The 13984-nt window shown below is 71.3% G+C and carries 14 protein-coding genes; 10 read left to right on the top strand and 4 right to left on the bottom strand.

What is annotated here, in order from left to right; all coding sequences use genetic code 11:
• Nucleotides 1–83: 83 nt before the first annotated feature.
• The 3 genes from ACZ60E_RS30420 to mqnE all read left to right on the top strand — a co-directional run bounded on the left by ACZ60E_RS30420 (nucleotide 84) and on the right by mqnE (nucleotide 2527).
• Nucleotides 84–758 carry a UbiX family flavin prenyltransferase gene (locus ACZ60E_RS30420; protein WP_469444568.1) on the top strand — a complete coding sequence of 225 codons (675 nt, stop codon included), beginning with the start codon at nucleotides 84–86 and terminating at the stop codon, nucleotides 756–758.
• An 82-nt stretch (nucleotides 759–840) separates the two neighbouring features.
• Nucleotides 841–1299: an Lrp/AsnC family transcriptional regulator gene (locus ACZ60E_RS30415; protein ID WP_210881899.1), complete on the top strand. Its 459-nt coding sequence runs from the start codon at nucleotides 841–843 to the stop codon at nucleotides 1297–1299.
• Nucleotides 1300–1363: 64 nt separating this feature from the next.
• Complete coding sequence (mqnE, locus tag ACZ60E_RS30410; protein ID WP_210881900.1) at nucleotides 1364–2527, top strand: aminofutalosine synthase MqnE; 1164 nt, start codon at nucleotides 1364–1366, stop codon at nucleotides 2525–2527.
• 206 nt (nucleotides 2528–2733) lie between these two features.
• On the opposite strand, the gene ACZ60E_RS30405 is transcribed toward mqnE, so the two are convergent.
• Nucleotides 2734–3330, bottom strand: coding sequence for a TetR/AcrR family transcriptional regulator (locus ACZ60E_RS30405; protein WP_384806138.1), 597 nt, complete (start codon nucleotides 3328–3330; stop codon nucleotides 2734–2736).
• A gap of 152 nt (nucleotides 3331–3482) precedes the next feature.
• Here ACZ60E_RS30405 and ACZ60E_RS30400 point away from each other — a divergent pair, with 152 nt between their 5' ends.
• From ACZ60E_RS30400 to ACZ60E_RS30385, 4 genes are all read left to right on the top strand, one after another.
• Complete coding sequence (locus ACZ60E_RS30400; protein ID WP_469444566.1) at nucleotides 3483–4067, top strand: hypothetical protein; 585 nt, start codon at nucleotides 3483–3485, stop codon at nucleotides 4065–4067.
• Nucleotides 4068–4178: 111 nt separating this feature from the next.
• Entirely contained in the window at nucleotides 4179–4712 is a 534-nt protein-coding gene (locus ACZ60E_RS30395) for a GNAT family N-acetyltransferase (protein WP_384806134.1), read from the top strand.
• A 109-nt stretch (nucleotides 4713–4821) separates the two neighbouring features.
• Nucleotides 4822–5184, top strand: a complete 363-nt coding sequence (locus tag ACZ60E_RS30390) for a DUF4229 domain-containing protein (protein ID WP_453791432.1) — start codon at nucleotides 4822–4824, stop codon at nucleotides 5182–5184.
• A 92-nt stretch (nucleotides 5185–5276) separates the two neighbouring features.
• A complete protein-coding gene (locus tag ACZ60E_RS30385) occupies nucleotides 5277–5933 on the top strand; it encodes a TetR/AcrR family transcriptional regulator (RefSeq protein WP_385836092.1) in 657 nt (218 codons plus the stop codon).
• 38 nt (nucleotides 5934–5971) lie between these two features.
• Here the strand turns inward: ACZ60E_RS30385 and ACZ60E_RS30380 are convergent, their stop codons facing one another.
• Together ACZ60E_RS30380 and ACZ60E_RS30375 are read right to left on the bottom strand one after the other, a co-directional pair.
• Nucleotides 5972–6865: a MaoC/PaaZ C-terminal domain-containing protein gene (locus tag ACZ60E_RS30380; RefSeq protein ID WP_469444564.1), complete on the bottom strand. Its 894-nt coding sequence runs from the start codon at nucleotides 6863–6865 to the stop codon at nucleotides 5972–5974.
• A gap of 424 nt (nucleotides 6866–7289) precedes the next feature.
• Complete coding sequence (locus tag ACZ60E_RS30375) at nucleotides 7290–8630, bottom strand: 3-oxoacyl-ACP reductase (RefSeq protein WP_469444562.1); 1341 nt, start codon at nucleotides 8628–8630, stop codon at nucleotides 7290–7292.
• Between the two features lie 237 nt (nucleotides 8631–8867).
• Between ACZ60E_RS30375 and ACZ60E_RS30370 the strand changes: the two genes are divergently transcribed.
• Complete coding sequence (locus ACZ60E_RS30370) at nucleotides 8868–10139, top strand: acetyl-CoA C-acetyltransferase (protein ID WP_469444651.1); 1272 nt, start codon at nucleotides 8868–8870, stop codon at nucleotides 10137–10139.
• A 211-nt stretch (nucleotides 10140–10350) separates the two neighbouring features.
• Complete coding sequence (locus tag ACZ60E_RS30365) at nucleotides 10351–12267, top strand: AMP-dependent synthetase/ligase (protein WP_453791429.1); 1917 nt, start codon at nucleotides 10351–10353, stop codon at nucleotides 12265–12267.
• 162 nt (nucleotides 12268–12429) lie between these two features.
• On the opposite strand, the gene ACZ60E_RS30360 is transcribed toward ACZ60E_RS30365, so the two are convergent.
• Nucleotides 12430–12633, bottom strand: coding sequence for a cold-shock protein (locus ACZ60E_RS30360; protein WP_016645643.1), 204 nt, complete (start codon nucleotides 12631–12633; stop codon nucleotides 12430–12432).
• Nucleotides 12634–13004: 371 nt separating this feature from the next.
• Here ACZ60E_RS30360 and ACZ60E_RS30355 point away from each other — a divergent pair, with 371 nt between their 5' ends.
• Entirely contained in the window at nucleotides 13005–13886 is an 882-nt protein-coding gene (locus ACZ60E_RS30355; RefSeq protein WP_384806121.1) for a menaquinone biosynthetic enzyme MqnA/MqnD family protein, read from the top strand.
• Nucleotides 13887–13984 lie beyond the last annotated feature (98 nt).

Below are 13984 nucleotides of genomic sequence, written 5' to 3'. Positions count from 1 at the left end.
TCGGCGCACCGCCCGGCCGCCCGTTGACCCGAAGGCGTGCCACCGGTCCTGAGTCAGTGGCGTCGCGCCGGTAGGCTCAAGGTGTGAACGCAGGAGAAACAGAGCGTCGGCCTTGGATCGTGGGGGTCTCCGGCGCGTCCGGAACGCCGTATGCCGCTGCCGTGCTGCGTGCTCTCCTCGCGGCCGGTGAGAGCGTCGACCTCGTCGTCTCACGGGCCTCGCGGCTCACCCTGCTCGACGAGACCGGGATCAGCTTCCGGGACGCCCACTGGCAGGACGACCTGCGGGAGTGGCTCGGCCGGGGGGCCGACGGCAAGCCCGGCACGTTCGCGGTGGACGTCGACCCCGTACGGCACTGGAGCGCGGGGGACCTGGCGGCGGGGCCGTCCTCCGGCTCGTACCCCTCCAAGGGCATGCTCATCGTGCCCGCCTCCACCGCCTGTGTCGCCGGAGTCGCGCTCGGCCTCTCGAAGGATCTGCTCCAGCGCGCCGCGAGCGTCGTCCTCAAGGAGAGGCGGAAGCTGGTCGTCGCCGTCAGGGAGACCCCGCTGAACGGGCAGACCCTGCGGCACCTGGTGACCCTCGACGACGCGGGCGCGACCGTACTGCCGGCCTCCCCGGCGTTCTACGCGGGGGCCACGCACATCCAGGACCTGGTGGACTTCGTCGCCGGGCGCGTGCTGGACGCGGCGGGCGTCGGGCACACGCTCTACCGCCGCTGGGAGGGCGAACTCGGCGGCGGCTCCCGCACCACCTGAGCACGGCACCACCCGAGCACAGAGCAACGCGGCAGTACTCACCCATCACTTCAGGAACTTTCAGCGGAAGGCTATCGATCGCATGGACGCGGTGGACAGGCAGCTCATCCAGGCTCTCAGGGAGAACGGCCGGGCCTCCTACGCGGAGCTGGGACGCCTCGTCGGACTGTCGGGGCCCAGCGTCACCGACCGCATCAACCGCCTGGAGGCGGCCGGTGTCATCACCGGCTACCGCGCGACGGTCGACTCGGCCTCGCTCGGACTCGGCGTCATCGCCCTCATCGGCATCTCCCTCTCCGACGCCGCCGACCACGAGGACGTGGCACGCCGGATGAAGGACCTCGGCGAGATCGAGGACTGCTGGTTCATCGCCGGCGACGACTCCTACATGCTCAAGGTGCGGGCGTCGGACGTGGACGGCCTGGAGCGGACCATCCGCCGGCTGTCCGGGACCAAGGGCGTCTCCAGGACCCGTACCACCATCGTGCTCTCCACCAAGTGGGAGAACAGGGTGGGCGAGCTGCCCGAGGAGGAGCAGTAGGGGCGCGGGAGTACGGTTGAGCGGTTGACACGAATAGGCGCAGGTCACAGGGAGAGGTACACGCATGGACGTCGGGCTCAAGCGCGAGCTGGAGGACAAGGTCCGGGCCGGTGAGCGGCTGACCCGCGAGGACGGCATCGCGCTCTACGAGTCGGACGACCTGGCCTGGCTGGGCGGGCTCGCCCACGAGGTGCGCACCCGCAAGAACGGTGACGTCGTCCACTTCAACGTCAACCGCCACCTCAACATGACGAACGTGTGCACCGCGTCGTGCGCCTACTGCTCGTTCCAGCGCAAGCCGGGCGAGAAGGACGCGTACACGATGCGCATCGAGGAGGCGGTGAAGCTCGCCAAGGCGATGGAGGGCGAGAACCTCACCGAGCTGCACATCGTCAACGGGCTCCACCCGAACCTGCCGTGGCGCTACTACCCGCGCTCGCTCAGCGAGCTGAAGAAGGCCCTCCCGAATGTCTCCCTGAAGGCCTTCACCGCCACCGAGATCCACCACTTCGAGACGATCTCCGGGCTCAGCGCCTCCGAGATCCTCGACGAGCTGATCGACGCGGGCCTCGAATCCCTCACCGGCGGCGGCGCGGAGATCTTCGACTGGGAGGTCCGGCAGCACATCGTCGACCACCGCACCCACTGGGAGGACTGGTCGCGCATCCACCGCCTCGCGCACGAGAAGGGTCTCAAGACCCCGTGCACGATGCTGTACGGGCACATCGAGGAGCCCCGCCACCGGGTCGACCACGTCCTGCGCCTGCGTGAACTGCAGGACGAGACCGGCGGCTTCCAGGTCTTCATCCCGCTGCGCTACCAGCACGACTTCGTCGACATGAAGGACGGGAAGGTACGCAACCGGCTGCAGGCCCGTACGCAGATGGCGACCGGCGCGGAGGCCCTGAAGACCTTCGCGGTCTCCCGGCTGCTCTTCGACAACGTGCCGCACGTCAAGGTCTTCTGGGTCATGCACGGCGTCCAGACCGCGCAGCTCGCGCTGCAGCACGGCGCGGACGACATGGACGGGTCGGTCGTCGAGTACAAGATCACGCACGACGCGGACAACTACGGCACGCCGAACAAGCTGACGCGGGAGGATCTGCTCGATCTGATCCGCGACGCCGGGTTCCGGCCGGTGGAGCGGAACACTCGGTACGAGATCATCCGCGAGTACGAAGGCGCGGACGCGGGGCGGCGGGAGACTCCGCAGCCCATGCGGCTTTGAGCTGTTGTTGACCCTGGGGGCTGCCGCCCCCAGGCCCCTGCCCAGCCCTCGCTCCCGCGGTCTTCTGCGGGTGCGTGGGGGCTGGGCGCGCCGTTCCCCGCGCCCCTCAGGGGCGAAAAGATTGCGCCGTTCCCCGCGCCCCTGAAAGCGACAGGATTGCGCCGTTCCCCGCGCCCCTTTGGGGGCCGCCCCTGCCTGGGGTCGGGTCAGGTGGTGCGGACTCTGATGATTCCCTCCACGCCCTGCATGAAGGTTTCCGAGATCAGGTTCGGGTCGAAGAGGCAGCCTGCCGCCATCGCGCCGTCCCGGAGCATGACGAGATGCCGGGCGCCCGCCTCCGCGGGTTCGTCGCCGGTCTCGGCCAGCAGGTCCGTCACCGTGTTCAGGAACCACTGCCGATGAGCCAGTACGGCCTGGTGGATCGGCTGGGTCGCGTCGGGATACTCGGCCGCCGCGTTGAGGAAGGCGCAGCCGCGGAACCCGGGGGACCGGATGCCGTCCGTGATGGACCTGCCCACGGCCAGGACCCGTTCGACCGGTGACTCGCTGCTCGCCCGGGCCGCGTCGACCTGGGCCCGGATGCCCCGGTCCGCCAGGTCGAGATACGCGAGGACGAGTTCCTCCTTGCCCGCGAAGTGCCGGTACAGCGTGGCCCGGGTCACCTTGGCCTCCGAGGTGATCCGGTCGATGCCGACCGAGTGGATGCCTTCCGCGTAGAAGATCCTGGTCGCCGTGTTCAGCAGCCGCGTACGCGCCTCGGATGTGCCGGCGCCGGCGCCACCGCCCTCTGGGTTCCTGCTCATGCCTTCAGCGTACCAAGACGGCGGGGTAGAACGTTCGGTCTTGACAGCGGTGCCCGGTTGCCCTTTAGCTGTGATGGGACCGAACGTTCTCCCTCATGTTCGTGTCGCGCTCGCCATCGCCCTCGTCATCGACATCGCTGAAAGGCACTCCCATGGACACCTCCGTGAACTCCCCCGTGGACCCCTTCGTCGCGACCGCCCCCATCGGCGTCCCCGCGGCCCTGCGCAAGCTGTACTTCGTGCGCTTCGCCTTCGCCGCGGTCTGGGCCGCCCTGCTGTTCACGACCGCCGACACGCTGGGCCCGGTGAGCGTGACGCTGCTGGTGCTGTACCCCCTGTTCGACGTGGCGGCGGCGGTCGTCGACCTCCGGGCCGCCCGGGCCGACGGCGGCAAGGCCCCGGCACTGCTCGTGAACATCGCGATCAGCTCGCTGACGGTGATCGGGCTCGCCGTCGCCGCCACGTCCGGCATCCCGGCTGTCCTGCGGGTCTGGGGAGCCTGGGCCGTCCTCTCGGGAATCGTCCAGCTGGTCGCGGGCGCCCTGCGCCGGAAGCTGGGCGGTCAGTGGCCGATGATCATCAGCGGTGCCATCTCCACCCTCGCCGGCTCGTCCTTCGTCGCTTCGGCCGCCGGTGACGACGCCTCGCTGTCGAACCTCGCCGGTTACGCCTTCCTCGGCGGCGTCTTCTTCCTCGCCTCCGCGCTGCGCCTGGGCCGCGCCCGCGACGGAGTGTGACCTCGTCCGTCCGCATCGGCCGTGAGGGGTGCGGCGGGTTCGTGGGGCTCGCGAGGGCTGTGCGGCACGAGCCACTTGAGTCACAGGCCGGGTAATAAGTAATCTGCCCGCATGGCCCTTACGTTCGAGCTCGACCCCTCTGTCGGCACCGCCCTGCGGGACGGCATCACCGACCTGTGGGCCGACGTGTCCAACGCGGGCGGCTCCGTCGGCTTCGTACCCCCGGTCTCGCGCGAGACCGTACGGCCGGAGCTCGTGAAGCACTTCGTCGCGATGGCCGAGGGCCGCACCCGGCTCCTGGTCGGCCGCGACGAGGACGGAACCGTCGCCGCGACCGCCTTCCTCACCCACAACACCCACCGCCTGATGAAGCACTGGCTGTGGCTGTACACGGTGATGGTGCACCCCAGGCACCAGGGCAGGGGCTACGGCCGCGACCTGCTCACGGCCGCCGCCGACGCCGCCCGCGGTCTCGACGGCATAGAGGCGATACGGCTCACCTGCCGGGGCGGCGAGGGCCTGGAGCGGTTCTACGGGTCCTGCGGCTACAAGGAGGTCGGCCGCGTACCGGACGCGATCAGGGTGTCGCCGGGCGACGACCGGGACGACATCACGATGCTGCTGTCCCTGGGCCGCGTCGACTGAGACCGGCGGGCCGCACACCCCCCGGCACCCCCCTACAAGATCGCGGCCCGCGCGTGCTTCACTGGACGGTGCCCTTTGGGAACGTTCGGAACGGGAAGAGTGGATTGAGATGCTCCGCTACACACTGATGCGCCTCGGGATCTTCGTGGGCTGCCTCGTGGTCGTCTGGGGCCTCGTCTACTCCGGCGTCGCTCCGCGCGGCCTCGGCGACTCGAACGGCATGTGGGTCGTCATGCTCGCCCTGGTCGTCTCGGCGCCCATCAGCTTCGTGGTCCTCCGCAAGGAGCGCGACCGCGCCTCGGTGCAGGTCGTCGCGCGCGTCGACCGCATGAAGTCCAACCTGGAGGCGAACCGCAACCAGGAGGACGAGGCGGCGGACGCCGCATCGGTCAAGACGTCCGGCACGACGCCCGGAGAGGTGCCGAGCGAGGTGTCCGGCGACGTGTCCGGCGCCCGGAGCCGCACGGCCTGAAAGCGGCGGGGGCCGCACCCCGGCCCCGGTACGACCGCAGGTGACCGCACCTCGCCCCGGCGCAACCGTCGGCAGAACATACTCTTTCCTGTATGGGTGCAGTGAAGAGCAAGCGGATGCCCCGTGCCGTGCGCGAACAGCAGATGCTGGACGCCGCCGTACGGACCTTCGGACAGCGGGGCTACCGGGCCGCCTCGATGGACGAGATCGCCGATCTGGCAGGCGTGTCCAAGCCGTTGGTCTACCTGTACCTGAACAGCAAGGAAGACCTCTTCACCGCGTGCATCCGGCGTGAGGCCGCCGCCCTGACCGCGGCCGTGCGCGCCGGAGTCCGCCCCGACCTGCCCGCCGACCGCCAACTCTGGGAAGGCCTGCGGGCGTTCTTCACGCACACCGCGCAGAACCCGGACGGCTGGGCGGTGCTGCACCGTCAGGCGCGTACGCACGGGGAGCCCTTCGCCGCCGAGATCACCTCGATGCGCGAGGAGATCGTGGCGTTCGTCACCCAGCTGATCGTGGTCGCCGCGCGGGAGGCCCACCGGAACCCCTCACTGCCCGAACGCGAGGTCGCGGGCCTCGCGGAAGCCCTCGTCGGCGCCGCCGAGTCCCTCGCCGCCTGGGCCAACGCCACCCCCGGGGTCTCCGCCCGGCAGGCCGCCGCGACCCTGATGAACTTCGCGTGGGCGGGCCTCGGCGACCTGATGGAGGGGCAGCCGTGGGCGGAGGCCCCGGGCCGCGACCCTGAATAAGGGGGTGCGCCGGTGGCGCCGCCCGGACCAGGTGGGTGTCAGGTGAGCGGGAGCACTTCCCCCGTCAGATGCAGCCGGCCGCCGTCGGCTCCGCGCAACTCGAAACGGCTGCTCCTCGCCCCGTACGACACCGCCCCCGGCAGCAGCACCGGTGACTTGAACTCCGCCCGGACGCGGGCCGCTTGGGGTGTCCCGCGCTCGGCGAGGCAGCGCGCCACGGTCCACATGCCGTGCGCGACGGTCCGGGGGAAGCCGAACATGCGGGCCGTGAGGGGGTGCAGATGGATCGGATTGCGGTCCCCGGACGCGGACCCGTACCGCCGCCCGACGTCCTCCGCGAGATGCCACTCGGCGAGCACGGGGAGCGGCTCGCGCTCCGCCGCGGCCCGCTCGGCAGCGCGTCCGTTTTCCGCGGGCTGCGCGACGGCGTGCCGGGCCAGATAGGTGCTGCGTGACTCCCAGACGAGTTCGCCGGCCGTCCGGACCTCGGTCACGACGACGGCCTCGGTGCCGCGCCTGTGGGGCACCAAGTCGTCGACGCACACGGTGAGTTCGTACTCGCCGGTGGCCGTGAGCGCCCTGTGCTGCGTGATCCCGATGGACGTGTGCACCAGCCCGAGCAGCGGCAGCGGGAACGTCCGCGCGCTCATCAGCCGCATGGCCGCGGGGAAGCCGAGCACATGCGGGTAGGTCGGGGGCAGCTCGTCCGCCCCCACCCCGAATCCGCAGGCCCGCTCGTACGCGGCGAGTCTGCCCAGGTCGACCCGGACCCCGGGCAGTACCAGCCGGGTACGGGGTGCGGTGACCCCGGTCCGGGGCCGCTTGAACGGGGAGAGCACCGCTCCCCGGGCCAGCAGGGGCCACAGCGCCGGCGACCGCCCGAGGGTACGCGTCCGGGTCCCACTGTTCCCGACATCCACCAGGTCACCCATCTCCAACTCTCCTCCTTCACAACGGGGTTGTGCTTGCCGACCGCTGTCGGGTGCGGGCCCGGTGGGGGCCGGCCGCGCAGTTCCCCGCGCCCCCAAAAGACAAGGGCTGCGCCCTTGAGGGGCACGGGGAACGGCGCGACCGGCCACAGCGGACCCGCACCTGGCAACGGCCTGTCTTTCAGGGGCGCGGGGAACGGCGCGATCAGCCCCCACGCACCCGCACCCGACAACGGCGCTTTCAAGGGGCGCGGGGAACGGCGCGACCGGCCACAGCGGACCCGCACCTGGCAACGGCCTGCCTTTCAGGGGCGCGGGGAACGGCGCGATCAGCCCCCACGCACCCGCACCCGACAACGGCGCATTCAAGGGGCGCGGGGAACTGCGCGACCAGCCCCCACCGGGCCCGCACCATGAAACGAACCCCTCACGCCCCCAACAGGCTCTGCCCGCACACCCGCACCACCTGTCCATTGACCGCCCCGGACCCCGGACTCGCGAGCCACGCCGTCGTCTCGGCGACATCCACCGGCAGCCCGCCCTGGGAGAGGGAGTTCATCCGCCGCCCCGCCTCGCGGATGAACAACGGCACCGCGGCCGTCATCCGCGTCTCGATGAAGCCGGGCGCGACGGCGTTCACGGTCACGCCGTACTCCGACAGCGCCCGCGGCCCGAGGGCCCGTACGAGCCCCACGATCCCCGCCTTGGACGCGGCGTAGTTCGTCTGGCCGACGTTGCCCGCGATCCCGGCGATGGACGCGGTCGCCACGACCCGCCCGCCGGGCCGGAGCGTGCCGCCGGTCAGCAGCGCGTCGGTCGTGCGCAGCACACTCGCGAGGTTGACGTCGAGCACCGAACTCCACCGTTCCGCGGGCATGTTGACCAGCCGCCGGTCCCGCGTGATCCCCGCGTTGTGGACGAGGACGTCCAGCCCTTCGGGCAGCGCGTCGGCGATGCGCGCCCCCGCGTCGTCCGCCGTGATGTCCAGCGCGAGGGCGACCCCGCCGAGCCGTCCGGCGACCGCGGCCAGGTCGGCTTCGGCGGCGGGCACGTCCAGGCACACCACCCGCGCCCCGTCCCGCGCGAGCGTCGCGGCGACGGCCTCGCCGATCCCGCGCGCGGCCCCGGTGACCAGCGCGGTCCGCCCGGCGAGCGGCTTGCCCCAGTCGGCGGGCGCGACCGCCTCGCCGTCACCGTCGCCGACCTCGACCACCTGCCCGCTGACGTACGCGGACCGGGGCGAGAGCAGGAAGCGGAACGTCGACTCGGCGGCGCGCGCGTCCGTGAGCCGTACGAGATTTACGGTCGTGCCCCGCCCGATCTCCTTGCCGAGGGACCGTACGAACCCTTCGAGGGCCTGCTGCACGGCGGCCTGGTGGTGGTCGGCGGGGTCCGGGGGAGAGCCGAGCACCACGATCCGCCCGCTCCCGGCGACGGACCGGACGACGGGGTGGAGCGCCGCGTGGACCTCGGTGAGGGTGTCGACGTCACGGACGCCGGTGGCGTCGAGGACGACGGCGACCGGGTTCTCCGTGCCCAGGTCCAGTGCCGAGCCGGCCGGTACGAGGTCCAGGTCCAGCCCCGCGAGGGCGAGGACGGGTGCCAGGTCGAGGTCGGACTTGCCCGCCGTGAGATGCAGCAACCGGCCTTGCAGGGAGGGCCGTTCGGCGCTCCACCGCCGGAGCCGCGCCGGCTGGGGCAGGCCGAGCCGCCGGGTCAGGAAGCGGCCGGGCGCGGTGCCGGTGAGGCTCAGATAGCGGTCGGCCATGGTTCAGCTCCCAGCTGGGTCGGATGCGCTCGGGCGCAGGCTCGCGCGGGCACCCACCCCATGCTTACTCTGGAGTAAGGTTACCGGAGGTAATGCTACGTCACCGTGAGGGAGCAGGTCGAGATGAGCCCCGTCGAACCCAGTCGCGCACCCCGGCCGCTCCGCGTCGTCGGACCCGTTCCCGCCGTCGGATCCGCCCCCGCGGCCGAACGCGTACCCGCCGCCGGACCCCTCCGTATGCCGGAGCCGCGCCGCGTCGCGGTCGTCGGCGGTACGCGCATCCCCTTCGCCCGCTCCGACGGCCCGTACGCCACCGCCTCGAACCAGGAGATGCTGGCCGCGGCCCTCGACGGCCTCGTGGACCGTTTCGGGCTCGAAGAGCCGGGCGCGGTGGGGGAGTTGGTGGCGGGTGCCGTCCTCAAGCACAGCCGTGACTTCAACCTCGCGCGCGAGACCGTGCTCGGTTCACGGCTCGACGCCCGCACCCCCGCGTACGACCTCCAGCAGGCCTGCGGCACCGGCCTCCAGGCCGTCGTCGCGGCGGCCAACAAGATCATGCTCGGGCAGACCGAGTCCGCCGTCGCGGGCGGCGCGGACACGGCCAGCGACGCCCCGCTCGGCGTCAACGACCAGCTGCGGCGCATCCTGCTCGAGGTCCGGCGCGCGAAGTCGGCGGGCGCCCGGCTGAAGGCGCTCGCCCGCGTCCGCCCAGGCCACCTCGTCCCGGAGATCCCGCGCAACGCGGAGCCGCGTACCGGACTGTCGATGGGTGAGCACGCGGCGGTCACCGCCCGGACGTGGGCCGTCACCCGCGAGGCGCAGGACGAACTGGCGGCGGCCAGCCACCAGCGGCTCGCCGCCGCCTACGAACGCGGCTTCTTCGACGACCTGGTCGTGCCCTTCCGGGGGCTGGCCCGGGACCAGAACCTCCGCCCCGGCTCGACGGTGGGCAAACTGGCCACGCTGAAGCCCGTGTTCGGCGTCCGGGGACCCAACCCCACGATGACGGCCGGGAATTCGACGCCCCTGACCGACGGCGCGGCCACCGTGCTCCTCGCGAGCGACGCGTGGGCGGCGGGGCGCGGCCTGACGCCCCTCGCGTACCTGACCGCGTACGAGACGGCGGCCGTCGACTTCGTGGCGGGCGACGTGGCCGGCGGGGAGGACGGGTTGCTCATGGCACCCGCCCACGCGGTCCCGCGCATGCTGGAACGGGCCGGACTCGGCCTCGACGACTTCGACTTCGTCGAGGTGCACGAGGCGTTCGCGTCCCAGGTGCTCGCCACCCTGGCGGCCTGGGAGAAGCAGGGGCTCGGCCAGGTCGACCGGGCCCGCCTCAACGTGGCGGGCTCGTCCCTGGCGACCGGCCACCCCTTCGCGGCCACCGGGGCGCGGATCGTGGCGACCCTGGCGAAGCTGCTCGCGGAGCGGGAGGGTCCCGGCCGCGGCCTGATCTCGATCTGCGCGGCGGGCGGCCAGGGCGTGACGGCGATCCTCGAACGCCCGTGACCCGGCCGGGCGCGCGACCCTCCGCGCGATTCCCCGTGCGCCCCGCCCCTGCGCGACGTCCATCCATGCCCACACCTTCGGCAAAAGATGAACAGCCGTCCGAACACGCACCAACCTCTCACTCTTGTGCACACAAGCCCCCCAGTTTCCCGGGTGAACCTGCCCCCTCACGGGTCCGTAATGGGAGAAGTACGAGAGCAAGGAGCCGCCCGTGTCCCGCGATCCCTCTTCCCGCGCCCAGCCCGCCCTGCCGGAACCCGAGGTCAGGCGGCTGGACGGTGTCGTACGAGAGGTCTCGGTCCCCCCGCTGATCCTGCCCGTGACCCACGGCTCGCTCGCGGACATCCCGTTCGACAACGCGGACCAGGTGCCGAACGACCCGGTGCTCAGCCGCAAGGGCCCCGACGGCCGCTGGCAGGACGTCACGGCGGCCGAGTTCGCCGACCAGGTGCTCGCGGTCGCCAAGGGGCTGATCGCCGAGGGCCTGATGCCCGGCGACCGGCTCGCGATCATGGCGCGTACGACGTACGAGTGGACGCTGCTGGACTTCGCCGCGTGGGCCGCGGGCCTGGTGACCGTCCCCGTCTATCCGACCTCGTCCGTCTTCCAGACGCGCTGGATCCTCCAGGACTCGGGCGCGGTGGCGATCGCCGTCGAGCATGTGTCGCAGGCCGCCGCGCTCGGCCCCGAACGCGACCGGCTGCCCGACGTCCAGCACGTGTGGATCTTCGAGAAGGGGCACACGGACCGGCTCGCCGAGCTGGGCCGGGGCGTCCCCGACCAGGAGGTCGCCGTACGCCGTGGCGTCCTCGGCCCCGACTCGCTCGCGACGGTCATGTACACCTCCGGCACGACCGGGCGCCCCAAGGGCTGCGCGCTGACCCACGGCAACTTCTTCGCCGAGGTCGACAACGCCGTCGAACTGCTCCACCCCGTCTTCAAGTCCACCTTCAAGGAGCCCGCTTCCACGCTCCTGTACCTCCCGCTCTCGCACGTCTTCGGCCGCATGGTCGCCGTCGCGTGCATGCGCGCCCGGGTGCGCCTGGGCCACGCGCCGAGCATCCGTACGGAGGAACTGCTGACGGACCTCGCGGGCTTCAGGCCGACCTTCCTGCTGGCCATCCCGTACGTGCTGGAGAAGGTCTACAACAGCGGTCGCGCGACCGCCGAGAGGATGGGCCGCGCCGCCTCCTTCGACCGTGCGGCCCGGGTGGCACGCGGCTACGGGGAGGCGCTGGAGGCCCAGCAGCACGGCACGGGCTCCGGGCCGAGCGCCAAACTCAGAGCGGCCCGCGCCGTCTACGACCCCCTCGTCTACCGCCGTATCCGCGCGGCCCTCGGCGGCAAGGTCCGCCAGGTGGTCTGCGGCGGCTCCCCGCTCGGCCGCCGCCTCGCCTCCTTCTACGCGGGCGCCGGCATCCAGGTGTACGAGGGCTACGGCCTCACCGAGACCACGGCCGCGGCGACCCTCACCTATCCGCACCGGCCGCGCCTGGGCACGGTCGGCTGGCCGCTGCCCGGCACCCGGGTGCGGATAGCCCAGGACGGCGAGGTCCTGCTGAACGGCAACCAGGTGTTCCGCGGCTACTGGGACCCGCAGGCGGGCGGAGTGGTCCCGGCCGCCCAGGACGGCTGGTTCGCCACCGGTGACATCGGCGAGCTGGACGACGACGGCTACCTCACGATCACCGGCCGCAAGCGGGACATCCTGATCACCACCAGCGGCAAGAACGTCGCCCCCGCGCCGCTGGAGGACTGGCTCCGCGCGCATCCCCTCATCAGCCAGTGCGTCGTCATCGGCGACAACCGCCCGTACGTCACCGCGCTGGTCACCCTGGACGGCGAGGGCATGGCCCACTGGTGCCGGATGACCGGGCGGGCGGAGGTCCCGACGGCCACGCTGGTCACCGACCCCGACCTGCTCACCGTCATCCAGCGGGCGATCGACGACGCCAACCGCCTGGTCTCCCGCGCGGAATCGATCCGCCGCTTCACCGTCCTGCCCCTGAACTTCACGGAGACCGCCGGCCATCTGACCCCGACGATGAAACTGCGCCGGGCGGTGGTGACCCGGGAGTTCGCGGGGGAGATCGAGACGATGTACGACGGGGCACTCGGCGGCGAGTAGCCGGCGGGCGGGCAGGCAGGGAGGGAGCGGGAGAGGAGCCGGGGGGCGCGAGGGGTAAAAAGGCAGGAGCCCCTTCACCTGACGGTGTGGGGCTCCTTGGGTCTTGCTTCTAGGTTCCGGATCAGAGTGTCGGGCTCGCGGAGCCCGGACTCAGCCGAAGGATCAGGCGGGGGTGACGTTCTCCGCCTGCGGGCCCTTCGGACCCTGGGTCACGTCGAAGGTAACCGCCTGGTTCTCTTCGAGGGAGCGGAATCCGCTCGCGTTGATCGCGGAGTAGTGGACGAAGACGTCCGGGCCGCCGCCTTCCTGGGCGATGAAACCAAAGCCCTTTTCAGCGTTGAACCACTTCACGGTTCCGGTAGCCATAAGCCCTCCTTGGGCCCAAAGGGTTGCCCTGCTCCAGAACCTGCAAGGTGTAAACAAAAGCTTGTGAACAAAACCTTGTAAACAACTGCATTCATCTGAAAACGACGAGAGCCCGCGGTCACATGCTCCGCAGGCTCTGTACTGCAAGGGAAACCAAACTGCAACTTGCGGATGAGCCTACCCAGGAGGGCAGCCGAAGGCAATAGAGGGCAAGATCACGTCACCCGGAAGTTTGACGGGCCCGCCGGAGGGGCTGACGTAGCGGTATCACTCGGTGTCACAAGGGTTGACACATGGGGCGGAAGCGGTTTCGTACTCCACTCGGGCACCCTGGATCCTGCACCGTACCGCATGGGGGTTAGCCTCGCGATGTGGACAATTCTCCTGAGTCTCCCGAGGGGCGTCCCGACGCCCGCCGCTCACGGCCGCGCGTCGGCCACATCCAGTTCCTGAACTGCCTGCCCCTGTACTGGGGACTTGCGAGAACGGGCACGCTGCTCGACTTCGAGCTCACCAAGGACACCCCGGAGAAGCTCAGCGAGAAGCTCGTACGGGGCGATCTCGACATCGGGCCCATCACCCTCGTCGAGTTCCTCAAGCACGCCGACGAGCTGGTCGCCTTCCCCGACATCGCGGTCGGCTGCGACGGCCCCGTGATGTCCTGCGTGATCGTCTCCCAGGTGCCCCTGGACCAGCTGGACGGCGCCCGGGTCGCCCTCGGCTCGACCTCGCGTACGTCCGTACGCCTCGCGCAGCTCCTCCTGTCGGAGCGGTACGGCGTCGAGCCGTCCTACTACACCTGCCCGCCCGACCTCAGCCTGATGATGCAGGAGGCCGACGCGGCGGTGCTGATCGGCGACGCCGCCCTGCGCGCCAACCTGCTGGACGGCCCGCGCTACGGCCTCCAGGTGCACGACCTCGGCGCCCTCTGGAAGGAGTGGACGGGCCTGCCCTTCGTCTTCGCGGTCTGGGCCGCCCGCCGCGACTACCTGGAACGCGAACCGGTCCTCACCCGCAAGGTGCACGAGGCGTTCCTCGCCTCCCGCGACCTGTCCCTGGAGGAGGTCGGCAAGGTCGCCGAGCAGGCGGCCCGCTGGGAGGCCTTCGACGAGAGCGTCCTGGAGCGCTACTTCACGACCCTCGACTTCCGCTTCGGCGCACCGCAACTGGAGGCGGTCACGGAGTTCGCGCGCCGGGTCGGTCCCACGACCGGTTTCCCGGCGGACGTGAAGGTCGACCTGCTGGAGCCCTGAGCCACCCGGGTCCGCGGGACGGGCGGCACTACCCTGCTGGAGTGCGTGCGGCTCGTCCGGGGGACGACACCCGGGGGACGACGGACATACGCACACGG

It is taken from the genome of Streptomyces sp. NPDC102514, assembly GCF_055584525.1.
This window is presented reverse-complemented; position numbering and strand designations above follow the sequence as displayed.

Bases quoted from the DNA above. Each gene is read 5' to 3' on its own strand.
- ACZ60E_RS30385 (WP_385836092.1), top strand. From the start codon at position 5,277: ATGGGTGCAGTGAAGAGCAAGCGGATGCCCCGTGCCGTGCGCGAACAG.
- ACZ60E_RS30380 (WP_469444564.1), bottom strand. From the start codon at position 6,865: ATGGGTGACCTGGTGGATGTCGGGAACAGTGGGACCCGGACGCGTACC.
- ACZ60E_RS30395 (WP_384806134.1), top strand. From the start codon at position 4,179: ATGGCCCTTACGTTCGAGCTCGACCCCTCTGTCGGCACCGCCCTGCGG.
- ACZ60E_RS30370 (WP_469444651.1), top strand. From the start codon at position 8,868: ATGCCGGAGCCGCGCCGCGTCGCGGTCGTCGGCGGTACGCGCATCCCC.
- mqnE (WP_210881900.1), top strand. From the start codon at position 1,364: ATGGACGTCGGGCTCAAGCGCGAGCTGGAGGACAAGGTCCGGGCCGGT.
- ACZ60E_RS30405 (WP_384806138.1), bottom strand. From the start codon at position 3,330: ATGAGCAGGAACCCAGAGGGCGGTGGCGCCGGCGCCGGCACATCCGAG.
- ACZ60E_RS30400 (WP_469444566.1), top strand. From the start codon at position 3,483: ATGGACACCTCCGTGAACTCCCCCGTGGACCCCTTCGTCGCGACCGCC.
- ACZ60E_RS30360 (WP_016645643.1), bottom strand. From the start codon at position 12,633: ATGGCTACCGGAACCGTGAAGTGGTTCAACGCTGAAAAGGGCTTTGGT.
- ACZ60E_RS30390 (WP_453791432.1), top strand. From the start codon at position 4,822: ATGCTCCGCTACACACTGATGCGCCTCGGGATCTTCGTGGGCTGCCTC.
- ACZ60E_RS30415 (WP_210881899.1), top strand. From the start codon at position 841: ATGGACGCGGTGGACAGGCAGCTCATCCAGGCTCTCAGGGAGAACGGC.
- ACZ60E_RS30375 (WP_469444562.1), bottom strand. From the start codon at position 8,630: ATGGCCGACCGCTATCTGAGCCTCACCGGCACCGCGCCCGGCCGCTTC.